Raw genomic sequence first — 23,609 nt, forward strand, 5'->3', positions numbered from 1 at the left:
GGCTAAAGCCAACTTGACGCCCTAGGATTCGGTCTCCTTCCCCGCGGCATCATCGACCAACAGAAGTGAACACAAGCGCACGTAAAGTCGGTGACCGCGGCGCCTGTGGGCACCTTGCGCCCCCTCCGTCGCTTAGAGAGTGAAGTGCTACCGTGTCCGAACAACCCCTGCCGATGCTGCCGATGTGGCGCGTCGATCACGTCGAGCCCTCGCCCGAGATGTTGGCGCTACGCGCCAACGGTCCGATACACCGCGTGCGTTTCCCGTCCGGGCACGAAGGCTGGTGGGTGACAGGCTACGACGAGGCCAAGGCGGCGCTGTCCGACGCGGCGTTCCGGCCGGCGGGAATGCCGCCGACGGCGTTCACCCCGGATTCGGTGATTCTTGGCTCGCCGGGGTGGCTCGTGTCGCACGAGGGGGGCGAGCATGTCCGGCTACGCACGCTCGTCGCGCCGGCCTTCAGCAGCCGCAGGGTGAAGCTGCTGACGCCGCATGTCGAGGCGATCGCTGCGCAGTTGTTCGAGAACCTGGCGGCCCAGCGCCAGCCCGCCGACTTGCGGCGCCACCTCTCGTTTCCGCTTCCGGCGATGGTCATCAGCGCCCTGATGGGCCTGCTCTACGAGGATCACGCCTTTTTCGCTCCGCTGTCCGACGAGGTGATGACGCACCAGCATGAAAGCGGCCCGCGCAGAGCGTCGCGCTTGGCCTGGGAAGAACTGCGCGCCTACATTCGAGACAAGATGCGGGACAAGCGCCAGAATCCGGGCGACAACCTGCTGACGGATCTGCTCGCGGCGGTCGACCAGGGCAAGGCTACCGAGGAAGAAGCGATCGGCCTGGCGGCAGGCATGCTGGTGGCGGGGCACGAGAGCACCGTCGCGCAGATCGAATGCGGCCTGCTGGCCATGTTCCGCCATCCGCAACAGCGCGAACGCCTGGTCGGCGATCCATCCCTGGTGGATAAGGCCGTGGAGGAAATCCTGCGCATGTATCCGCCGGGCGCGGGCTGGGACGGCATCATGCGCTATCCGAAAACCGACGTGACCATCGCGGGCGTGCATATTCCCGCCGAGAGCAAGGTGCTGGTCGGCCTGCCGGCAACGTCGTTCGATCCGCGCCATTTCGACGCGCCGGAAATCTTCGACATCGGGCGCCAGGAAAAGCCGCACCTGGCGTTCTCCTACGGTCCGCACTCCTGTATCGGCGGAGAGCTAGCCAGGCTGGAACTCAAGGCGGTGTTCGGTTCGATCTTCCAGCGCTTTCCCGCGCTGCGCTTGGCCGTCGCGCCCGAACAATTGAAGTTGCGCAAGGAGATCATCACTGGCGGGTTCGAGGAGTTCCCGGTTTTCTGGTGATGTGCGGACGCCGCTGGGGGACGCAATCGTGTCCGCGGTTTGCCGGCGCACCTGCCTGCACCGCTCAGATCAGCCAGCCAACAGGTAACGAAGATGGACGTGCAAGAAACCACGGCAGCATGCCGGGACGCGTTCGCCGAACTGGCGTCGCCAGCGTGGATCCACGACCCGTATCCGTTCATGCGGTGGTTGCGCGAGCACGACCCGGTGCATCGCGCGGCGTCGGGCCTCTTTCTGTTGAGCCGCCACGCCGACATCTACTGGGCCCTCAAGGCCACGGGCGATGCGTTTCGGGGACCGGCGCCGGGCGAACTGGCGCGCTATTTTCCGCATGCGGCGACCAGCCTGTCGCTCAATCTGCTGGCCTCCACGCTAGCGATGAAGGACCCACCGACGCATACGCGTCTGCGGCGGCTGATCTCGCGCGATTTCACCATGGGCCAGATCGACAACCTGCGGCCGAGCATCGCGCGTATCGTCGAAGCGCGGCTGGACGGCATGGCGCCCGCGCTGGAGCGCGGGGAGGCCGTGGACCTGCATCGGGAATTCGCGCTGGCCTTGCCCATACTGGTCTTCGCCGAACTGTTCGGCATGCCTCAGGACGATATGTTCGGGCTCGCCGCGGGCATCGGCGCCATTCTGGAAGGCCTGAGCCCACACGCCAGCGATTCCCGGCTCGCCGCGGCGGACGCGGCCAGTGCCAAAGTGAAGGCCTACTTTGGCGCTCTCATACAGCGTAAGCGCACCGATCCGTGCCACGACATCGTGTCGATGCTGGTCCTCGCACACGACGATGATGCCGACACGCTTTCAGATGCGGAGTTGATCAGCATGTTGTGGGGCATGCTGCTGGGTGGCTTCGTCACCACTGCTGCGACCATCGACCATGCGGTCCTGGCGATGCTGGCCTATCCCGAACAGCGGCACTGGCTGCAGGGAGACGCCATGCGGGTGAAGGCATTCGTCGAAGAGGTCCTGCGTTGCGACGCGCCCGCCATGTTCAGCTCCATTCCGCGTATCGCCCAGCACGACATCGAATTAGGCAGCGTGGTGATCCCGAAGAACGCGGACGTGCGCGTGCTGATCGCGTCTGGGAATCGCGATCCCGACGCCTTCGCCGATCCCGACCGCTTCGATCCTGCCCGGTTCTACGGCACTAGTCCCGGCATGTCGACCGACGGGAAGATCATGCTGAGCTTCGGCCACGGCATCCACTTCTGCCTCGGTGCGCAACTGGCCCGGGTGCAGTTGGCCGAAAGTTTGCCGCGGATTCAGGCGCGCTTCCCCACGCTGACATTGGCCGAGCTGCCGACCCGGGAGCCCTCCGCATTCCTTAGGACGTTCCGCGCGCTGCCGGTGCGGCTGCATGCGCAGGGGCTGCGATGCGAGTCTTAGTCGACCAGGATCTGTGCGGAACCAGCGGACAGTGCGCGGTGACGCTACCGGGTATTTTTCGCCAGCGCGAATCGGACGGCGTGGCCGAAGTGTGCGGGGCGACAGTTCCGCAGGCGCTGAGCGCGGCCGTGCGGCTCGCAGCCAGCCAGTGCCCGGTCGCCGCCATTCGGGTCATCAGAAGCGAAGCTAGCCGTGACGAGCGCGCCAGCGCCGACAGTGCGCCTTCTCCGGCGGACGCGGAGCGGCATGCCGCGAGAAACCAACGCAATCCAAGAGGACACGATGGGACGGTTTGAAGGCAAGGTGGCCGTGGTGACCGGCGCCGGCGCCGGGATCGGCAAGGCATGCGCCCTCGCAATCGCGCGCGAGGGCGGCAAAGTGGTGGTCGCCGACGTTGATGGTTCGGCGGCCACGGCTTGTACCGCCCAAATCGCGGCCGAGGCGGGCCACGCGCTGGCTCTGGCCATCAACATCGCCGAGGCGCAGGCTGTGGCAGCGCTGTTCGATGCGGCGGAGCGGCACTTCAGTGCGGTCGATCTCCTGGTGAACAATGCGGGCGCCATGCATCTGACTCCGCGTGACCGGGCGATCCTCGACCTGGACCTGGCGGTCTGGGATGAGACCATGGCAACCAATCTGCGCGGCACATTGCTCTGCTGCCGGCGGGCCATCCCAGGGATGATCGCCCGCGGCGGTGGCGCGATTGTCAACATGTCGTCGTGCCAGGGGCTCAGCGGTGACACCACGCTGACGTCCTACGCCGCATCGAAGGCGGCGATGAACATGCTATCGGCCTCGCTCGCCACCCAGTACGGTCATGCGAAGATCCGCTGCAACGCGGTTGCGCCGGGTCTCATCATGACCGAGCGTCTCCTGGCCAAACTGGACGAGTGCATGCAACGGCATCTGCGCCGGCACCAGCTCCTGCCGCGCGTCGGCCGCCCCGAAGACGTGGCCGCGCTGGTGGCGTTCCTACTCTCTGACGATGCTGCGTTCATCACGGGCCAAGTGGTGTGCATCGACGGCGGCATGTTGGCGCATGTGCCGACGTACGCCGACGGTGGAAACAGCCGCGCCGCGCCGCCTTCCGGCGAGACCGCCGAAGCGGCTGCGTCGTCGCGCTGGTGATGGACATGCTGCTCAACCCGCTGAACCGTCGAGATCGGCTGCGGCACGACATCCCGGTCGTGCCCGGCGCTTTCCCCTTGGTCGGGCACCTTCCCGCTATCGTCTGCGACCTGCCGCGCCTGCTGCGGCGTGCGGAACGGACGCTGGGCAGCCACTTCTGGCTGGACTTCGGCCCTGCCGGACACATGGTGACCTGTCTGGATCCGGATGCGATCGCACTGCTCCGGCACAAGGACGTGTCCTCGGCGCTGATCGAAGATATCGCGCCCGAATTGTTTTGTGGAACGTTGGTCGCCCAGGACGGCGGTGCGCACCGGCAGGCGCGCGGCGCGATCCAGGCGACGTTCCTGCCCACGGCGCTGACCCAGGCCGGCATCGGTGAGCTGTTCGCGCCCATCATCCGGGCGCGGGTGCAGAGGTGGCGCGACCGGGGCGACGTAACCATCCTGCGAGAAAGCGGCGATCTAATGCTCAAACTCATCTTCAGCCTCATGGGAATCCCCGCGCAGGACCTGCCGGAATGGCGTCGCAAGTACCGGCAACTGCTGCAGTTGATCGTCGCGCCCCCGGTCGACCTGCCCGGACTGCCCTTGCGGCGCGGCCGCGCCGCCCGAGACTGGATCGATGCGCGGTTGCGTGAGTTCGTTCGCGACGCGCGCGAACATGCCGCGCCCACCGGGTTGATCAACGACATGGTGAGCGCCTTCGATCGGAGCGACGATGCGCCCTCCGATGAGATCCTAGTCGCCAATATCCGCTTGCTGCTGCTCGGTGGTCACGACACCACGGCGTCGACTATGGCGTGGATAGTAATCGAGCTGGCGCGGCAGCCTGGGCTGTGGGACGCTCTGGTCGAGGAGGCGCAACGCGTGGGCGCGGTGCCGACCCGGCACGCGGACTTGGCGCAGTGTCCGGTCGCCGAAGCGCTGTTCCGCGAGACGCTGCGCATGCATCCGCCGACGCCGCTCCTGGTGCGTCGCGCAGTGCGTGAATTGCGACTCGGCCAACGGCGCATTCCCGCGGGCACTGATCTATGCATCCCGGTGCTGCATTTCTCGACCTCGGAGCTGCTGTACGAGGCGCCTCATCAGTTTCGCCTGGCGCGTTGGCTGGAACGCACCGAGCCTATCCGGCCGGTGGACATGCTGCAGTTCGGTACCGGCCCACACGTCTGCATCGGCTACCACCTGGCATGTCTGGAACTGGTGCAGTTCTGCATCGCCTTGGCGCTGACCATGCACGAGGGCGGGACGCGGCCGCGGTTGCTGAACGGCGTCGAAAAAGGCCGGCGCTATTACCCGACCGCACATCCGTCCATGACTATCCGCATCGGATTCTCATGAGCTGGCATCACATGCCCCTGTGGTGAGGCAGCGGCGCTGGCGAGGCGCGGGATTGCTGCACTCGGTGCGACGCAGACAACACCGCGGCGGCTCGCCTGTCAGGGACAAGGACATGAACAACATGCAGACCGGTTCTACGCCACAGGATGACAGAAGTGGTGATTCCGCGCTCGGCGGATTGGGCACGCAGGCGCGGGGCGCATCCGGCGGGCTGCTGCCCGAGATCTGGATGCATGAGGGCGCAAACCGGGTCGAACAGGTGCTGGCGCGTCTTCTCTGCGCCCAACACGACGGTGAGACCGAGCTGATGGCGGCGATGCGCTACGCCACCTTGCATGGCGGGAAGCGCACCCGCGGCTTGCTCTGTCTGGCTGCCGGCACACTGGCCGACGCGCCGGCGCACATGCTCGATGACGTTGGCGCCGCCATCGAGATGATACACGCCTGCACCCTGGTCCACGACGATCTGCCCGCGATGGACGACGACGTGCTTCGCCGCGGCCTTCCGACGGTGCACGTCAAGTTCGGCGAAGCTACAGCGATCCTGGTCGGCGATGCGCTGCAAGCGCACGCCTTCCTGACCCTGGCGAGCCTGGACGCGCCGGGCGACAACCGTATTGCGCTCGTGCGCGAACTGGCGCGGGCGGTGTCAGCCGAGGGTGCCGCCGGCGGGCAGGCCATGGATCTGTCTCTGGTGGGAAAGCACGTCGAGCTGGACAGGATCGTGGCGATGCACCGGATGAAGAGCGGAGCGCTAGTGCGCGCGTCCGTTCGCATGGGCGCTCTATGCGCTCTCGCGGAGAATGCCGCGCACGCTGCGCTGTACTGTGCGCTCGATCACTACAGCGCCTGTTTCGGCCTGGCGTTGCAGGTGATCGATGACATTCTCGACGTGACAGCGGATGCCGCGATGCTGGGCAAGACCCCCGGCAAGGACGCGGCGGCGCAGAAGCCGACCTGCGCGTCGATCATGGGACTGCAGGCAGCACGCCAGTTCGCGCTGGATCTGTTGCGCGATGCCGGGGACGCCATTTCGCCGCTGGGGCCGCGTGCGGAACGGTTGGCGCAACTCCTAGAGCGGGCCAACGCGTATCTCTTCAAGCACGCGCCATGCGCATGAGCGCGCCCGTCCGGATGGAGACGCCCTCGTGCCGCTGCGATCAACCGGCGAGAGATACATGCTGCACTTTGTCCGAGTCGCGGTGCCGATCGCCCGCCCCGGCGCACGCGGCGCCCCGCGCGCAAGCCTACGCGGCGGACCGGCGCGAGCATCGGGGACCTCGCCGCGCCGGAGCAGGGCGGCCGTCCGGCGCTGCCTACGCGACGAGCATGCGGGCGACATGGGCTGCGTCTGCCCGATCCCGGTTCTCTTCAATCGTCTGCATAAGGAACATCCATCGTGAACGCGCTGTCCGAACAGATTCTTTCCGAATTGCGCGGCCTGCTGAGCGAAATGAGCGATGGCGGCAGCGTCGGTCCGTCGGTCTACGACACGGCGCGGGCGCTGCGCTTCCACGGCAACGTCAACGGTCGGCAGGACGCATACGCGTGGCTCATCGCGCAGCAACAGGCCGACGGCGGATGGGGAAGCGCGGACTTCCCGCTGTTCCGGCATGCGCCCACCTGGGCAGCGTTATTGGCATTGCAGCGTGCCGATCCTCTTCCCGGTGCTGCCGACGCTGTTCGGGCTGCAATCCGGTTCCTCCAGGTCCAACCCGATCCCTACGCGCATGCGGTGCCAGAAGACGCGCCGATCGGCGCGGAGTTGATCCTGCCGCAGTTTTGCGGTGAGGCCGCATCCTTGCTGGGTGACGCGGCGTTTCCGCGCCATCCAGCGCTGTTGCCGTTGCGACAAGCGTGCCTGGACAAGCTGCGGGCATTGGCGATGTTGCCGAGCGGTCATCCGTTGCTGCACTCCTGGGAAGCCTGGGGGACGTCGCCGACGACCGCATACCCGGATGACGAGGGCAGCATCGGCATCAGTCCGGCGGCCACCGCCGCGTGGCGTGCGTACGCCGTGACGCGGGGAAGCACGCCACAGGTCGGGCGCGCGGATGCGTATCTCCAGATGGCATCGCGGGCGACGCGCAGCGGCATCGAAGGCGTCGTTCCCAACGTGTGGCCGATCAATGTGTTCGAGCCATGCTGGTCGCTGTACACCCTTCATCTGGCCGGGCTGTTCGCGCATCCCGCGCTCGCCGAGCCGGTCCGCGTGATTGTCGCGCAGCTCGACGCTCGCCTGAGCGTGCGCGGTCTGGGTCCGGCCTTGCATTTCGCGGCTGATGCGGACGACACCGCCGTTGCGTTGTGTGTCCTGCACATTGCAGGCCGCGACGCGGCGGTCGATGCGTTGCGCCATTTTGAAATCGGCGAGCTGTTCGTCACCTTTCCCGGCGAGCGCAATGCCTCGCTGTCGACCAACATCCACGCCCTGCATGCGTTGCGACTGTTGGGAAAGCCCGCCGCCGGCACCAGCGCCTATGTCGAGGCCAATCGCAACCCGCACGGTCTATGGGACAACGAAAAATGGCACGTTTCGTGGCTGTATCCCACCGCGCATGCGGTCGCTGCGCTGGCGCAAGGCAAGCCCCAGTGGTGGGATGAGCGCGCGCTGGCGGCGCTGCTGCAGGCGCAGCGCGGCGACGGCGGCTGGGGCGCCGGTCGCGCGTCCACATTCGAGGAGACCGCCTATGCGTTGTTCGCGTTACGCGTGATGGACGAGAGCGAAAAAACCACAGGGCGCCGGCGCATCGCGCAGGTGGTGGCGCGTGCGCTAGAGTGGATGCTCGCCCGCCATGCGGCGCATGCATTGCCGAAAACGCCATTGTGGATCGGCAAGGAACTGTATTGCCCCGCTCGGGTCGTGCGTGTGGCCGAACTCGCCGGCTTGTGGCTGGCGCTTCATTGGGGGCGGCGCGTCCTGACCGAGGGAGCAGGAGCGGCGCCATGATCCAGGCAGAACGCGCGCTGCATCAGGTGCTGGGCTGGGGGCGTTCCCTGACCGGGTTCGCTGACGAGCATGCCGTGGAAGCGGTCCGCGGCGGCCAGTACATTCTGCAGCGTATCCGCCCGAGCCTGCGTGACATCAGCCCCCGCACCGGTCGCAATCCGCAGGACGAAACACTCATCGTGGCGTTCTATCGCGAACTGGCGCTGCTGTTCTGGCTCGACGATTGCAACGACCTTGGCCTGATCGTGCCGGAGCAGCTCGCCGCGGTGGAGCAGGCGCTGGGGCAGGGCGAGCCGTGCGCGCTCCCCGGATTCGAGGGCTGCGCTGTGCTGCGCGCTTCGCTGGCGGCGCTAGCCTACGATCATCGCGACTATGCTCAGCTTCTCGCCGATACCAGGCGCTACTGCGCGGCGCTGCGCGCCGGCCACGCGCAGGCGGCAGGGCCGGAACGCTGGTCCTACGCCGAGTACCTGCATAACGGCATCGATTCGATAGCCTACGCGAACGTGTTCTGTTGCCTGTCCTTGCTGTGGGGCCTGGACATGGCGACCTTGCGCGCGCGTCCGGCGTTTCGCCAGGTCCTGCGGCTCATCTCCGCGATAGGGCGCCTGCAGAACGATCTGCACGGACGCGACAAGGACACGTTGGCCGGCGAGGCCGACAACGCGGCGATCCTGCTGCTTCAGCGCTATCCAGCTATGCCTGCCGTGGAGTTCCTCAATGACGAGCTGGCCGGCTATACGCGCATGCTGTACCGGGTGATGGCGGAAGAGTGCTTTCCGGCGCCGTGGGGATCGTTGATCGAGGCCATGGCGGCCATCTCCGCGCGGTACTACCAGACCTCGGCCAGCCGCTACCGAAGCGACCCTCAGGGGCGAGGCCAGCGTTCGCCGGCCTGAACGCGGAGGAGGCGCGGCGTGCGCGCGCTGCCACGGTCTGGTCCGACGCAACGCCGTCGCCCGATGCCACGGACGGAGCGAGCATGAGCAACACCGCCCTGAGCCGGCGCAAGGACGACGATCTGGAGATCGTGTTGGAACCGCGACACGATTGGAACGTGTGACCTTTGCCTTCGGAGCACTTGACGTGCCCTTCGACCGTTTTCGATGGGCTTCGCTCCAATGTGCTATCCTGCTGTTTCAGCTGAACAAACTGAAATTTTAGCTTGTCTTCGGTATCCTCAGATACGCCCTGATTTGTGTCCGACTGCTTACGTGGTGCTTACGCGAGAACGGGTGTTCTGTCGGAGATTGCCCATGGCTAAGCTCACGAAGAGGGTCGTAGACGCCGCTGAGAGCAGCGACAGGGACTGTGTCATCTGGAATGAAGAGCTACCTGGTTTCGGTCTGCGCTTCTTCACTTCTGGCCAAGCGTAGCTACGTCATCCAATACAGATCACAGGGCCGCTCGCGCCGCTACACCATCGGCTTGCATGGCGTCTGAACCGCCCAAAAGGCGATAGGTCCAATTGGGGCGTGTCGCACAGGGCGACAATCCCGCGGAGGAACGCCAGCTCGATCGCAAGGCGATCACCGTCAAGGAGCTCTGCGTTCTTTAAACGATCTGAACGCCGGCCTCATCCTGGGAAAGGGTCGACGCCCCAAGAAGCCCACTACCATCATCACCGATACCGGCCGCATTCAAGCGCCATATCATCCCGCTTCTCAGCACGTGGCGCGTGAAGGACCTAACCAGGGCCGATATCAACAAGGTCCTGAAGGATATCATGGCCGGCAAGACGCGAGCCTTAGTCAAGACGAAAAAGCTACGCGGGAAAGTCATTGTTCGCGGTGGCGCGGGAACGGCAACGCGGACCGCCGGGCTTCTTGGCGGCATTCTCACGTGCGCCGTCGATGCGGGTTCATCGCCATCAATCCCGCCCATGGTATGAGAAAGCCGGACAACGTGCGGAGCCGCCGGGTCAGAGAATCCGAATATCGGATCATTGGCGAGATAATGCGAAATGCCAAGAAGGACGAAAGGTACGTCACGAGGGCCGACATCATCCGCCAGATAGCACTAACCGGCTGCCGGAGGAGCGAGGTGATCGGTCCGATGTGGACCGAGGCCGATAAACGGCTGAGGCGGCGGCCTTACTGTCCCACTTGAATCACACGGAAATGAGGGCCGCCAGTTTTGTAAGGCGGGACGGGAACCGGCGTGAACGTTGTATCGGTCCGCTGAGCGCGCTTGCAATTTGGGCAGACAAAAAGGTCGGCAATTATCGATTCCGGAGTGTCTCGCACTATCTCCGAGCGAAACCATCTCATGACGATCCGGCAATTCGGACAGCCCGGAAGTTCGAGATGCCCCAACGCGTTCTTCAGCCGATCCATCGCTGCCCCTCTGATCGGGAAATAGTAGCATGGCCCCTTTGGATCACAACGTGTCAAATTGATACGCAAGGGCAGATTAGGCATAGAAAAAGGCAGCTACCAGGGCGCTGCCGTCAAGCGTCATGACGAGCCGCACTATCAGCGTCAAAACCGCCAGACGGCCCCAGCCGGCGGGGCATTTGGGGGTGGGCCGCTGTGCTTAGTCTCCGTTGCACCAAGCGGACGCGAGCCTACTCACAGGATGAAGGCCTGCTCTGTTCGCTTTCGCTTGGTCCGTTGCCTATTTTTCCCGACTTGATCGTCACACTGACGATGCATCCGGAATGGAGCGCGGGATACTGCCACACCGGGGCTGGCCGAATAGTTCACCTAGAGACCGTTTCACCCGGTTCATCTGACCGTGCGCGGACCGCAGCGATGAGTTCGCTGCGGCCTCTGTCCTAGTGACAGCGCGGCCAGATCCGCATTGCGGAGCGCCAGGGCTTCTATTCAGGTCAGACGGATCACCTCCTCACCTCGCTCCTTCGCTTGCAAATCGATCTGTTGAGCGGTGTCGAGCTCCTTCAAAGGGAGTGACTTAAATGGGTCTGAGGTCAGAGCCGTTGGCCGCCCGCAAGTCTCGCAAACCCATCTATCAATGTTGGATAGTCGACCAAGGACCACCTCGTGGCCACAGGCGAGTTTGAACATCTTTTGATCAAGCATGCTGATGGTCATCACAGTACTCCCGAGCAGCGGCTGGCACTCGGCATATTGCGTGCTGCCCGTCGCCGCCAGGCTAATCAAATAGCGGCTGAAGCCATCGGTCACCATGAACGGTTCAATGCGAGAGCCGTCACCTAGTCGGATCCAACCTTGTGGTCGAGGGCCCATACATGGTTGGCATGTTGAGGCACCGTCAGCTGCCCCATCCGCGGCGGCGCGTGCGGGATAGGTTTTTCGTGGGGACGTGATCTAGCCCTGGCGAATCTGTTGCTGCGAAGCGAGCCAATCGTCGGCGCACTTCCTGCACAGGCAGGCGGCATCTGGATGGGCGGAGTAGAGTCTTCAAGCCTTTCGTGCAATCACCTGATAGTGACATGATCTCCATCAGCGAGCTGATCGAACAACAAGACGCATGGATCTGATCTGTTCGGCCGAGGGCAAACTCGCGCAATATCCCGTCGCCGGTAAGCAAGTTCCATTGCCGAGATTCAGGGGGCGCATAGGCGAATGTGGCAGCCGTGCATTGCGCAGCCGAACTGTCGTGGCGCGGCTTAAATCTGCGCGCTTCAGACCTCAAGGGGGAGCCCCAAGCGCCTCAGCTCGTCGTCGAGTTCGCCTGCCAGTCACCTCTGCTAATATCCTTCGTCCGGCAGCGCTGGCAGCTTTCCTATTTCCCCCTTGAGCGCCATGACCTCGTGCTGAGTGTCGACGACGTGTTGGCACGAGGCGAATAACGCCTCGATGCTCTCGTTCAGCGCCGGTTGCTCCGCCGGCATTTGTTGTTGTTGCTTTGGCGTACTGTCACCACTTTTTCGGCGCATCAGCATCCGCGTGTAGCCACGCCGTGAAGCCTATGGCGAAGTCGCGAAGGCCCGCGCGATCTTCGGCGACATGTTCAGCAAACGGATAAGCAGAAACCTCAGCGATCCTTCCGTTGGCCGCGCCGGGATAGTATCCCGATTCGCCAGGAGGCCACTTTTTCGATACCGGAGACTGGCCAACGGGCAGATGAAACTTGCTTGATTTATCCAAGCAGCGCCATGGTGATGCTGCAGCGCCCCGATATTTCTGAGGACAATCGACTTCGATAGGAAAGGTGTTGTCGCGGGCGCGCATCTTGGCCCAGGCAGTTGCTTGTTTCGGTGATCGGCACCCTGTCCTCGGTGTTGTTGTTTGAGCTGTGTCTTGTTCACGACATCGATGTCTCAAGTCGCGCAGTAAAGCTTCTCTATTACGGCTACAGCGCCTTGTTCGTTGAGGAACTCTCGTACAACATCGTTGGCAGGTCGGTTGCTTAAGATGCGTAGAGCTCTGTGACGATCATCTCGCTGCCAGGCGCAGCCAAAGAGTTCGGATTAGACTTTCTCAAATCGGAGAAATGTGGCAGCGGATGCGGAGCAAATGCGCCCAGAAATGCGGAAGGTGGACTTAGGCTCCCGGGGGCCTGTCTTCGCGTCACTAACGGAGCCGCTGCCTTTCCACCTGATGAACCGTCTTTGGGAGTGATGCCGTAGCGCTTAGCCAGCGCTCTTAAGCTCTCTTGACTATTTGTATTGCTCGACGGACCGCCTCCGTCACGGTGGCGCAGCCGTGTAAAATGTGTCCCAGGCGCTTCCTTCGAATCGTGCGATACGGATGCACCATCAAAGGCCGGACTAATCATCTATCGAACCTGAACCCGCGGTAAGCGCGCCGCAGGCAAGCGGACGAGGATCTGGCTGTCTGTGATGTCGATGACTTCCTTGCGCTTCCTCCCATCATCGTACCGCAATTCGAGCGTCACTCCCGATGCAGATGGTGCAAAGGGCTCAGGCGTCAGGCTGATCCGCCCCTCCACCAAATTCAGAATGATCGGTCGATCCGCGCGAAATCGGGCGTCGAGCAGCACCAAGTCCAATCGGAGAGACTGGAGCCGCAGGTTGAGCCGTCGCCGCACGCCATCACGTGGGCAGATCCGCAGGGTGTGAGCAAACGTCTCCATCGTGCCACCGTAACAAACCTGCCCAAAGATGGGATCGTCGGCAACGATCGTCGCCGCGGCGCGGACCGCCCCACAAAATCCTAGGTCGATCTCGCACGAGTAATACCACGTTCCACGGTGATGCGGCTGACCGAGCCATGTGGTCCCGCTCGGCGCCGGCTCGAAGCCGCCAGCGGCCGCGCCGTCATTCTCCTCGCCTGGATACCAATAGCCATGACCGGCCGACGCAGGGCCGCTGTTCAGCAAAGCCCAAGCGCTGAGTTGTGACGCATAGCCGAGACGAAGGAGCGGATGCGGGTCGTCTGCATCGTTCAGCGCATGATCAAGCAGCGCCCAACCTCCCATTTGCGCCATGTAAGTCAGCGTATAGGCGTCGCCCGCAGTGCGGCGATAATCGCTGCCCAGGTAGTAATAAGCAGGTTCCAGCCAGCCACGGCAGAACAGATTTGCAGCGAGCTGACGCGCCGCGAAGGCACGCGCCGCCGCCTTCGAAACTCCCATGGCGGCAGGGTCGTCAAGGGCCGAGCGCGCCAGTGCCTGTGTTGATTCGAAGGCTGTGGAATCGAACGGATATTCCGACTTGAAAAGGTCCGCCTTTGCATCCACGAAGGCGCGCACCTTACGCGCCCAGTGCGCCTCCAAAGTCGCTGCCTCGCGCGTCAAGCCCGCGGTCGTAAGCGCCGAAACCAGTTCGGGGATCACACATTCGTTGCAGAAGCCGGTGCGATAGGCAGACCACATCACCACGCGCATCGGCACCGTGAACATGGCCAACGCCGTACCGTAGGCGCGTACCAGATAATCTCGTGCGCTCTGGCGGGTGGGTATCGCGGGATGGTCACGCGCGATGCGGTGCATGGCCAAATAAATCGCGAAGATGTGCGGATAGTCATAAGGCCGCCAGATATGCAGGCGGCCCTTTGGGCCGGGATCGCTACTTTCCCTGTTCTGCTTCCAATCGGGTATGCCGTAGATGCCGTAGGCATATGCCTCCTGTGTGGTACGTTGCAGCCCGCCCCAGACGAACGTATCTATATACCGATCCAACGCCGCCACTTCGGCCACATCAGGATGCTCGGCATTCTTGGTCGCGAGGTAAGCGGGCTTGCTCAGCCCGGGGTCGTCGCACGTCACCTCGTAGATGCGCCAGCCCTTGATCCGGTCGTAATTGTCCGGGCCAAGCAGGACCTGCGTCTCCATATTCCACTCGCCAAACAAACCGTCGTACCATTTGGACGGATCACGATGCTGCCGTTTCACGATGAAGGTAGCGCGCTTCTTCATCATCGTCTCGACGGGCTCGGTAGCGAAGAATTCAAGAAAGGTCTGGCGCGCACCCGCCTGGTGCAGGGTCAGCCGGTTCTCTCCCAATCGCGAAAAGCGAATCCGCCACAGTCGCCTGCCGGCCCGATCCGGCAACCGTTGCACCACCGTGTCGCCGGTAAATTCCGCTTCGATTCGCTCCACCGGAATGGAGGACGCGAGTGCGATGTCGACATGCTGGTCGTTGGGAACCGTCATGCCTGGCATTACTTCCACGTCCACCAGACCGGCGTCCGTGATAGCCCTGCGCGCCGCCTCATAATCGGCAACCCACTGGAAACGGAGACGGTAACGCCGTTGCTCGGCCGGCGAGAGGGAGAGGGAATGGGTCGGCTGTCGCCAGCGAGTCCCGCCCGCCACTGCCTCGCAGGCGGCCGCCCCGCCCAAGATGTAGGCGCACCACGTCCCACTGGCTTCTGCCGAATCCTTGTGAACATTCCAATATTCCAGTGACGTATCCGCTTCCGGCAAGAGCATGAGGAAGGGACCGGTGCTATTGCCACGAATCCAGAGGATGTGCGACCCATGCCCCGACACGAAGCTGTGCTTCAAAACAGCCGCCGATACCGGTTGCCCCGCCGGAAATTCGGTGTTCATCGGCATGGGCAGATAGAGGTCGCCAACCTCCACGCTCGCCATGCCGTCGTTCCGCAGCATGATCTCCCACGTCAATCTAGCTTCGTAAACTGAGAGGCGGCTCGTGAGAAGGACGCCCGCATCGTGGGCTGCTAGTTCAAGGGCAGCGCTATGCATCGGCTTCGTTGCACTAACGCCAGTTCGAAGCGTATGCCACTCGGATCCGGCACGCCGAACTCTAGCGTGAGCCGTCCCCAGCACGGCTCCAGGCAGGACATAGTCCGTGTCATACGCATCGTAACGATAACGCAACGAGATGATACCGTCTTGTGTGCACCCAACGACAAAGGGAGAGTCGGGCGCCTTCAACACCATAGCGACCTTGCGTTGCGGCTGATTGCGTGTAGGCACCGCAGCGCCCCCGAACAACGCGCTACCCAAGAACCTACTGCCCAACAGCATCGTACGACGCGTATACGTCCAGGCTTTAGACATGCCTTTGATCTTAGTCATCAACCATATCCCGTATCGCTACGCATGGATGATGAAAGGCGTGCGGTTGTGGAAGTTCCGGCCATCCGGCAGAGCAGCGACGGCTTCTTCGACCACCGAAAGCGCTCTCGCCCAATCCTGTGCCTCCATCGCCAGCCTTAGTTTAGCCAAGATCGGCATTGCGCTTTCGCCCTTGGCGATCCGCCCTGACTCGGCGGCTTCGCTTCATCTGATGCGCCAATGGCCAGTGAGAATCTTCGGCATAACGTCATCGAGTTGCGTCGGCGAACCGATAGAGGCGATGCGGCCATCACGGTCGACCCCGAACGGCGTCGGAATCCCGACAGAAAAGCTGGTATCCATCCAAAGCTTGTTCATTTCGCGTGTGTAGTTGAACCCGATCCGATAGTTGAGATTTGGCAATCTTTCGGTCAACCACTTTCCAACTTCGGGCCTCTTCCGCTATTTGAGCGCGCTCTTGAGCTGCTATTCCGAGGACCTCAATTCCGCTATCTCTGTATTTCTCTTGCAGCTGTATCAGATCGGACAGCGCCGCACCATGTTGCCCAAAATTCAACGATGTACACCTTCCCGGGCTGGAAGCTCGTGACGGGCTGACCACGCAGCCAGTTCTCCACCTTGATCGGGGGAGCAGGGGATTCTAAGCCAGCGCCATGTTACTCTCCAAACTTATTGTCAGAGGCTGCGCGATGTTCTGCGCTCGCTGATTTTGATCGCGACCACGATCAAGTGGGGTGCTGCCTTGGTGTAGATGCGCCGCCGAGCGAGATCCGCAGCGAATGTCGGTGTCGCCGTGCTAAGCGCGACGACACACAAAGTCAAAAGCAACAAGCTCCTTCCTCTCACAAGAGGGCCACATCGATTCCAGAACAGGGAGCATCGCTGGTCTCGCGTTTGGTGCGCTCAGCACTTTCAGTGCTGCCGCACCATACTAGCAACGACTGTGCCAGAATCGTAAGTCCTTCCTCAACCGCAAGCAGCATCACCCTCTGAATCAAAATACCAAGTCCGCCGACTGCGGAGAGCGCGGCCTCCGGTCGAGAGAGAGGAACTGCCGACCGGCGGGCCGAACAGCTGCCCGTTTCGAGCTAGTCTCCGTGCTCCGGCATTCCAGAATTTACTTTCAACTACCCGCAACACGAACGCATCTTCTTCAGCTTTCTTGGGCACACAGCGCCCCCAACGGACGACGCCCCTACGAACTGCTGCCCTACCACCTTACGCGCGTACTGGACGACCGTGGAATTGCAGCCGCTCGGATAGGCCGACGCGCTAGGAATCACGACACGGAATGCTAAGCGGTCATCAGAGTGCGACTCTACCGCGGACGGAGATGCGCGATTCGCACGGCGCTCCACCGGGAACGGCCCGGTTAACGATAAGAGGGCGCTTATTCTGTTGCCCGCTACATCGCGGATGCGCACACCCAACGTGGACCTCCGCGCAGTTGCCGATATTCTCGTCGGCGTCTCGCGCGTAGCTCATCAACTCGCGGTGGACTTAGGCGCCCCTTCGAGCATTGGCAGAACGTACGATCAGGCAATCTGTGGTGACAAGATAGTGATCTTCCCGCGCCGCGGCTGCCTTTGAACGCCGCGCTTTTGCGGCCGACCTACCTTCGGCGGTGGCGCTCGTTCTTGCATCCCGTTCAAGCATAGCCCGAACGAACCTTTTCAATCGTTCAGCTCTTGGGCGCATGAGGACGGGCGTACCGCGGGGAAATTGCCGCGCTGCGGTGCCGTCAAGGATGAGGAGCGTCGAGGCTTTCGAAAAAGAGTGCGACGGTGCAAAAGTTCCGAAGGTCCGCCATTTTGGCAACTGCCCCTCGCTGAAGACGCGGCCAGCGGGAAGAACAGCTTCCTCTGTCAACCAACGCCGCGCCCTGTAGAACACCCGCGTGGCCGGACTTCGCATAGGTGCTGATAGTCTTCGTGGCGAATTGGATCGGAGCCTACCCGGACATGTTGGCATGGCGGAGCAGCATCCGACGATGCGCACGTGAGGCCAACGAAAGCATTGCATGCCGGACCGGCCCAGCCATTGTGATGAGAATAGATCGAGGATGTTTGTTGACGCAATCGAGAGCATTGCAGTGGCTCGATTTGGCGGTGCGATACGAGACCATGACCGGTTCGGAGCCAGATCGGAGGGGCACCGACCCAAACGGACAGGAAACCGCAAGCGCAAGATCAACCTCATCCTGGAGCAGAATGAGGTGGGTCTGCCTGGCATCTGCTCCTTTTTTGATCTTGCCATGCGTCCACCGCCGGCGAGCCGCGTGGATGGTCTCGTTGCTCGATGAGTTGGCCCGACATTTCTCGAGATTACCGCCTACGAAGAAAACGGCCAACGAAGCCCTCCTCACCCAGCGAACCCGGGAAGTCCCAAGCAATTCTGATGGCGCGGACGCAATGACGCTCGCGCATGCCATAGGCAATTCGCTTCTCCCGCCCGGGCCACAGTCGAAAACCCCGGTTGGAAGCCGGGATTTTCTTTTGTGCTATTACAGGCACCAACTCTCCTAAACCGCCGCGGTGCGGTCAGTACAGCGCACCTCATGGATTGAGCCAAATTTGACTTCGGCTTCGTTCCGTCCAACGCTCGATCGTAAGCCGCAGGTGTCGGTTGGTCTGCGCTCCTGCTCCACCTCAATCGATTGATGGAGATCTCACGTCACATAAAGTCTCCATCCGAATCGGACTCTGGTGAAGGTTCATCATCACTCGGCGTTTTGATTTTGGAGAGATACATCGGAGAATTGGTTGCACGTTGCCATTCACCATCCCTGTATCTCCACTGTCTGGACTGGGTGGGATCGAGTACCATATCATTGTGATCTACATCAACGAAGCCCATTTGTTCTGCACGGGTTCTCGCTTCATCATTAGCAGGCCGCCAGTTCACCAGCGGCCGTTCGCCGTCTTGCTGTAGTTGGTGCTCAAGCAGAATATCGCCCGCGTTGCCGACGAGCGGATGAGCAACCTGAAAATCCACGATTGATGTGACGTCAGTTCGTCCGGGGAACTGTTCTCGCCACCGTTGGCTGGTGAACTCAGTCGCCATAGGAAATCCGGCTTCCGTTCTTTGGAGGCCGACGCTCCTATTTCCCAGTTGGTAGCTGTAATATCGGGCGGCATCAGAATCCCTTCGGATCGCGTAACTGCTAGCGACATCCGCGGTGCGCCTGGCTCTTTCGGATACAAATTCTGAGTATTCCTGCGGATTGTTGGCGATATGATTGATCTCGTCACCATGAAAGCTCCTCACCCGTTCCCGGAATTCGGCTTGGTCGATCTCAACAACGGGAGATCTTGAAGTGAGGTAATAACTCGGCTGCGAGGATGAGCTGGCACCCGAATCCTGCAATCCCATTCTACCGAACGCGTCCGCGAAATAGTCAGCATTCCTGTGCTCCGGGGAGCTCGCGTAATGATACTCATCAGCGGATGGAGCATCCGACCAATTGTTAATTCGACCGCCCATGGCGACCACACTCCTATGGCTGTTGCATTGTGTTCAGGTCATTAGACCTGACCCCGCCGATAAGCAGCTTAGCTGTCCGTAAGCTGACGCCGACAATAAACGGAAAGCAAAATTCTCTGATCTGCTTTGTAGCAATCGGCTTGCAGGACGCCGGCGAAGATCGCCAGATGCATCTGTGGATCCTCGCTTCGTCGGTCGCTCGAGGCGTAATCACCGCTGCCGGCGGCGGGAACCCGGCGAAGGGCCGGTCGTCGCGCTTATATAAATCTCGACACAAGCGGGATTAGGAACACCCCGTGATTGTGCGCAGCTCGCAGGAACAGGAGCCTGTATCTATGGGATTCTCGGACGGCGTCCGGCTGGCGAACTGCGCATAATTTCGGTCTTTCCTATCGAGCCTAATCAGCTCGATAGGAGATCAGCATGCAAACCGCCCACGGCCTCGTGCTTGGGGAGGAGGAGTATTCTTCACCCTACGTTTCGCAATACCAGGAACACTTGCAGCGAAGGCGATATGCGCCGAACACTCAGCGCGACTACCCGCCTCGCCGCTTTCCTTTGGCGAACGCCTGGCAGCGCAGCGTGTGACGGTCGAATTCATTTTCAATATCTGGTTCAGCAGATTGGCCAATCGTCCTCGGCAAGCGCAGCCTGATTGCGAGCTACGTTGCGAGCGTTGGTCTCATAATCTCGAGTTAGTTGAACCGGTGTCGTGTCATTCGGTATGGGAGCTGCATAAGCATTCTGCTTGGCCAGCTCGAAGCTTTCTTGGGCCAAGGTGGCAGGATCGAGAATCTGAGCCTTCGCGGAATCTGGCGCGACATTTTTGAGGCCGTTGAATTTGTCCTCGTCGTCGGTGATCGCTCCGAACACTGGCGAATAGCCGCCGAACAAGCTATCCCAATAAGCATGAAGCAGGATCGTCTCTCCCGTGGCTGGTATGACGTTTTCTGCGTTACCGCCGCGATCGCCACCATTGTCGGGCAGTTGCGCAGTGTAACAGGCAATTGCATGATCCGGCTGGTGTAGTCGCCAACCAGATGAAGTGTCCAGGCGAGACTGTAGGAACGCATAGCATCCCAAGCACTCTCTGAGGCTGGCAGCTTAGCGACTAGAGCCTTGAGCTGCGTGACAGCATCAACCGGATCCGGCTGCGGGAGGGACGTGCCGTCCGGCGTGTACAGAGCGTCTTTGAAATGCCAATAGGCATGCTTGAGGTGGCCATATGGGACGATCTGTTTTGCCTTGGAATCTTTAACTTGATCGTCGTAGTAATCGTCCTTCGTTTTGATATCATCGGCCCATGTAGCGGCATGCACCAAGGCGTACAGCTTTTCCGCGCCCTGGGGCGCGCCTGCGATCCAGTTTGCGTAATCCGGTAGTTTCAGGAGTATGTCGGCGTGTTCTTTGGCCACCGGACAAGTTGCTTGTAAGCGAGATAGGCGATCTGCATATGCCCTTCGTCCCACCAAGCCGCGGCAGGCGAAAATGAGAAGCACGTGAAGGCGACTGACGCAGCAAGCGAACGCATTGATGCCTCCCGAACGAAGCGGCCGATGTGCCGCGTGAATAGCCGACGTTTTTTCATATCCTGCACGGTGTGTTCCTTCAGCGGTACGACACCATCGAGTGTTACCGAGCTCCCGTCGTCAGTTTTGTGCCGCCTGTTTTGGAGGACGTGCTGGGGACCGGCTCCAGCGAATTTCGTGCTTGAACGACCTTTGACTGACGGTGATAGCGCAAGCATTTTTTGACGGCGCTTCCACAGCGTTTTTTCCAAGCTTCGGGGATTGCCTCTGTGCTCCTGGGCCGGCTGCCTTTGGTCCACTATATAGTGCTCCTAAAGGATCGTATTCCCGCGACGTCCTGAAGCCTGCGTGAGACGAAGTCCCTATTTCGGCCAGGCCACGCGAAGTAATCGTTGCAAAGCGTCATGACGCAAGAGTTTCGAATACTTTGGTCATAAATGGTCCAGTTTTCCGGTCTCAGATCATGTCCCATGGCGCTTCCTTGCAATGGTGCGATAAGGATGCACCATCAAAGGCAGGGGCTAAACATCTAGCGAACCTGAACCCCCCCGCGTAAGCGCGCCGCAGGCAAGCGGACGAGTCCGCCTGTCCGTGATGTCGACGACTTCCTTGCGCTTCCTCCCGTCATTGTACCGCAATTCGACCGTCACTCCCGATGCAGATGGGGCAAAGGGCTCAGGCGTAAGGCTGATCCACCCCTCCCCCAAATTCAGAATGATCGGTCGATCCGCCCGGAGTCGGGCGTCGAGCAGCACCAAGTCCAATCGGAGAGACCGGAGCCGCACGTTGAGCCGTCGCCGCACGCCATCACGTGGCCAGATACGCAGGCTGTTAGCGAACGTCTCCATGATGCCGCCGTGACAAACCTTCCCAAAGACGGGATCGTCGGCAACGATCGTCGCAGCAGCGCGGACCGCCTAAATGCCAGGTCGATCTCGCACGAGTAATACCATGTTTCACGGTGATGCGGCTCTACCGCGCTACCAGCAGAGCACGCTGATCAAAGGAGGCCCTTTTGGACGCCGATGGGAGTCCCGCCGCCATCGAGCACCCAAGGACCGATGATGCCATATCTGGCGAGAGCGGCTACGACACATTTTCCAGTGGCCATGAGGTACGGTGCCCGCAGGCGTTCGCCGCGCCTGAAGCGACCATGTGTTCGCGCCATTTTGGTCGATGCCCAGGTCTCACACATGAAGACGAGACGATCCCGATCGACCTTGTCGTGACTCTCGCGTAAGCCTCGTCGCCCTTCGAAGCGTCCGGACGGTCTTGCTCTGCGTCATGGGAGTCTCTTTTTGCGCGTGATCTTGTGACGCTCGAAGAGCGGCGGATCGTGCCATAGCCAAAGCAAAGGCCCTCTTTGCTCAAGCTGTGCCGCAGTTCATCGATGGCGCTATCGGGCGAGGCCTCGAGCACAGCCATGATCGTCGCACGATGGGCCTCGACCCGGTGCGATTTCCGAGGCCGTTGGGCCTTTGGCAGAGCACCGCGCCGTGCTCCCGCTCGCGCCTTCGTCATCGGAGTACGCTCGCTGGGCTCACTCCAAAAGCTCGGCAGCCCGCCGCTGTGAAACGCGCCCTCAATACAGACGACCTTGGCCATTCCCAATTCCTGTTTCGGCAGTTGGTCGCGGCCCCGCTCCTCCTTCAGCACGCGCATAGTAGTTCGTCAGCGCCCGGTTATATCCGACGAACAGCGCTCGCTCAGCCTCAATCTTTCACACATCGATCCAGCTATTCGATACCTGGTGCATTGAGCTGCTCCGCGATGCTTTGAAACGACGTCTCAGAGCAAGTGCCCTCGCGGCGCTCGCTACCAATCGTACAATTTTGCACGCCAATCTACGATCTTCCGCCACCCCGATGGTGGCACCTCGGATAATGGGCACGAATGATACGATTGTGAGGATTTATGGAGGCCCGTTTGCTTGGGCGCCGACTTCGATGCGCTGAAGACGCGAACATCGGAACTCGAGACGCAAAATAGCCGCACGCTTGGTTGGTTGAGGGCTGCTCGGCTTGACTTCGATATTAGTGCGAGGAACCCACGGTCTCGCCAGCGAGTTGCGCCACGAGCCAATCCGCGAAGGCTCGTACCGCAGACCTCTGTCGACTGGCGCGCGGGTAGATCAGGCGATGGCCGACGTAGCGGATATCGTTGGCGCGCCCTGCTAGCGGCGCAACTAGTCGCCCGCTCGCCAGTTCGCGTTCGGCCAGGAGCGTTGATTCCAACGCTACTCCCAATCCCTCCGCAGCCGTTGCGATTGCAAGAAAGCTGCGATCGAACCTCATCCCGTGGAGCGCAGGTGCTTCCAATCCGTTCGCCGTGAACCATTGGTGCCACTGAACCTGCTTCACGTCGGAACGGATGAGCGTTTGATCGAGGAGATCGGCAGCCTTCCTGATTGATTTTGCAAGCGCGGGGGAGCAGAGGGGCGTGACCGTCTCCTCTGGGAGCGGAACAACCTCCACTCCTTCCGCGCGCGGCGGACCGTAGACGATGTCGACATCGAAATCGTCGTTGCTGAAGCGCGCGTAGTCGGTGCTCGCAGCCAGGCGGACTTCGAGCTTCGGGTAAGTGGCGAAAAACTGTGCAAGTCGCGGGGCAAGCCATTGCGCGGCAAAGCTCGGCGCGGAATGAACGCGTACCAATTGCGGCCCGCGCGCGGCGACTTCCTCGAGACCGCGGCGGAGCTGATCGAAAGCGGCTCCGGTGTGACGCATCAGGTTTTCGCCGGCCGGCGTGAGCCGCACTGACCGCGCGCTGCGCTCGAACAGAACAGTCCGAAGCGTGTCCTCCAGTTTGCGGATGGCATGACTGACTGCACTCGGTGTCAGGTGAAGCTCATTCGCTGCATCGCGAAACGATCCGGTGCGGGCGGCGGCTTCAAAGGCGCGAATTGCCGATATCGGGACGTTTGACAGCATTCCATAAGTGAACCAGATTCATCCATCCGTGACAACTGTGCGTTTGTCTGTTGCGCGTCCGC

17 protein-coding genes and 1 pseudogene are annotated in these 23,609 nt (G+C 61.6%); 10 read left to right on the plus strand and 8 right to left on the minus strand.

What is annotated here, in order from left to right:
• Positions 1-152: 152 nt before the first annotated feature.
• From BRAGE_RS0100080 to BRAGE_RS56565, 9 genes and pseudogenes are all read left to right on the plus strand, one after another.
• Positions 153-1,355 carry a cytochrome P450 gene (locus BRAGE_RS0100080; RefSeq protein ID WP_027564011.1) on the plus strand — a complete coding sequence of 401 codons (1,203 nt, stop codon included), beginning with the start codon at positions 153-155 and terminating at the stop codon, positions 1,353-1,355.
• Positions 1,356-1,448: 93 nt separating this feature from the next.
• On the plus strand, positions 1,449-2,750 hold the full coding sequence (locus BRAGE_RS0100085) for a cytochrome P450 (RefSeq protein WP_027564012.1): 1,302 nt from the start codon (positions 1,449-1,451) through the stop codon (positions 2,748-2,750).
• Positions 2,738-3,046 (plus strand): ferredoxin, encoded by a 309-nt coding sequence (locus BRAGE_RS52315; RefSeq protein WP_084334933.1) that lies wholly within the window; start codon positions 2,738-2,740, stop codon positions 3,044-3,046. The genes BRAGE_RS0100085 and BRAGE_RS52315 overlap by 13 nt, the downstream gene beginning before the upstream one ends.
• Positions 3,033-3,878 (plus strand): SDR family oxidoreductase, encoded by an 846-nt coding sequence (locus tag BRAGE_RS0100090; RefSeq protein WP_027564013.1) that lies wholly within the window; start codon positions 3,033-3,035, stop codon positions 3,876-3,878. The genes BRAGE_RS52315 and BRAGE_RS0100090 overlap by 14 nt, the downstream gene beginning before the upstream one ends.
• Positions 3,878-5,221, plus strand: coding sequence for a cytochrome P450 (locus BRAGE_RS0100095; protein ID WP_027564014.1), 1,344 nt, complete (start codon positions 3,878-3,880; stop codon positions 5,219-5,221). Before BRAGE_RS0100090 ends, BRAGE_RS0100095 begins: the two co-directional genes overlap by 1 nt.
• Positions 5,222-5,342: 121 nt before the next feature.
• Positions 5,343-6,341, plus strand: coding sequence for a polyprenyl synthetase family protein (locus BRAGE_RS0100100; RefSeq protein ID WP_027564015.1), 999 nt, complete (start codon positions 5,343-5,345; stop codon positions 6,339-6,341).
• 279 nt (positions 6,342-6,620) lie between these two features.
• A complete protein-coding gene (locus BRAGE_RS0100105) occupies positions 6,621-8,171 on the plus strand; it encodes a hypothetical protein (RefSeq protein ID WP_027564016.1) in 1,551 nt (516 codons plus the stop codon).
• Positions 8,168-9,070, plus strand: a complete 903-nt coding sequence (locus BRAGE_RS0100110; RefSeq protein ID WP_027564017.1) for a terpene synthase family protein — start codon at positions 8,168-8,170, stop codon at positions 9,068-9,070. Before BRAGE_RS0100105 ends, BRAGE_RS0100110 begins: the two co-directional genes overlap by 4 nt.
• Before the next feature lie 357 nt (positions 9,071-9,427).
• Positions 9,428-10,244 (plus strand): annotated as a pseudogene (locus BRAGE_RS56565) (integrase arm-type DNA-binding domain-containing protein); the annotation flags it as partial.
• A 752-nt stretch (positions 10,245-10,996) separates the two neighbouring features.
• On the opposite strand, the gene BRAGE_RS0100140 reads toward BRAGE_RS56565, so the two are convergent.
• The 6 genes from BRAGE_RS0100140 to BRAGE_RS56570 form a co-directional block, all read right to left on the minus strand.
• Positions 10,997-11,320 (minus strand): hypothetical protein, encoded by a 324-nt coding sequence (locus BRAGE_RS0100140; protein ID WP_027564020.1) that lies wholly within the window; start codon positions 11,318-11,320, stop codon positions 10,997-10,999.
• A gap of 524 nt (positions 11,321-11,844) precedes the next feature.
• Positions 11,845-12,039, minus strand: a complete 195-nt coding sequence (locus BRAGE_RS47495; protein ID WP_027564021.1) for a hypothetical protein — start codon at positions 12,037-12,039, stop codon at positions 11,845-11,847.
• 836 nt (positions 12,040-12,875) lie between these two features.
• Positions 12,876-15,605: a DUF5695 domain-containing protein gene (locus tag BRAGE_RS47500; protein ID WP_051377650.1), complete on the minus strand. Its 2,730-nt coding sequence runs from the start codon at positions 15,603-15,605 to the stop codon at positions 12,876-12,878.
• An 18-nt stretch (positions 15,606-15,623) separates the two neighbouring features.
• Positions 15,624-15,764: a hypothetical protein gene (locus BRAGE_RS56370; RefSeq protein WP_181411720.1), complete on the minus strand. Its 141-nt coding sequence runs from the start codon at positions 15,762-15,764 to the stop codon at positions 15,624-15,626.
• Positions 15,765-15,809: 45 nt separating this feature from the next.
• Positions 15,810-16,019 (minus strand): hypothetical protein, encoded by a 210-nt coding sequence (locus tag BRAGE_RS56375; RefSeq protein WP_028146171.1) that lies wholly within the window; start codon positions 16,017-16,019, stop codon positions 15,810-15,812.
• A gap of 2,259 nt (positions 16,020-18,278) precedes the next feature.
• Positions 18,279-19,088 carry an effector protein NopP gene (locus BRAGE_RS56570; RefSeq protein ID WP_283808052.1) on the minus strand — a complete coding sequence of 270 codons (810 nt, stop codon included), beginning with the start codon at positions 19,086-19,088 and terminating at the stop codon, positions 18,279-18,281.
• Positions 19,089-19,511: 423 nt separating this feature from the next.
• Between BRAGE_RS56570 and BRAGE_RS56575 the strand changes: the two genes are divergently transcribed.
• Entirely contained in the window at positions 19,512-19,676 is a 165-nt protein-coding gene (locus BRAGE_RS56575; protein ID WP_231164113.1) for a hypothetical protein, read from the plus strand.
• 27 nt (positions 19,677-19,703) lie between these two features.
• Here BRAGE_RS56575 and BRAGE_RS56580 read toward each other — a convergent pair whose 3' ends face one another.
• Both BRAGE_RS56580 and BRAGE_RS0100185 read right to left on the minus strand, forming a co-directional pair.
• A complete protein-coding gene (locus BRAGE_RS56580; protein WP_231164112.1) occupies positions 19,704-20,171 on the minus strand; it encodes a S1/P1 nuclease in 468 nt (155 codons plus the stop codon).
• Positions 20,172-22,650: 2,479 nt separating this feature from the next.
• Positions 22,651-23,547, minus strand: coding sequence for a LysR substrate-binding domain-containing protein (locus tag BRAGE_RS0100185; RefSeq protein WP_027564024.1), 897 nt, complete (start codon positions 23,545-23,547; stop codon positions 22,651-22,653).
• Positions 23,548-23,609 lie beyond the last annotated feature (62 nt).

This window comes from Bradyrhizobium genosp. SA-4 str. CB756 (assembly GCF_000473125.1).
Taxonomy (GTDB): Bacteria; Pseudomonadota; Alphaproteobacteria; order Rhizobiales; family Xanthobacteraceae; genus Bradyrhizobium; species Bradyrhizobium arachidis.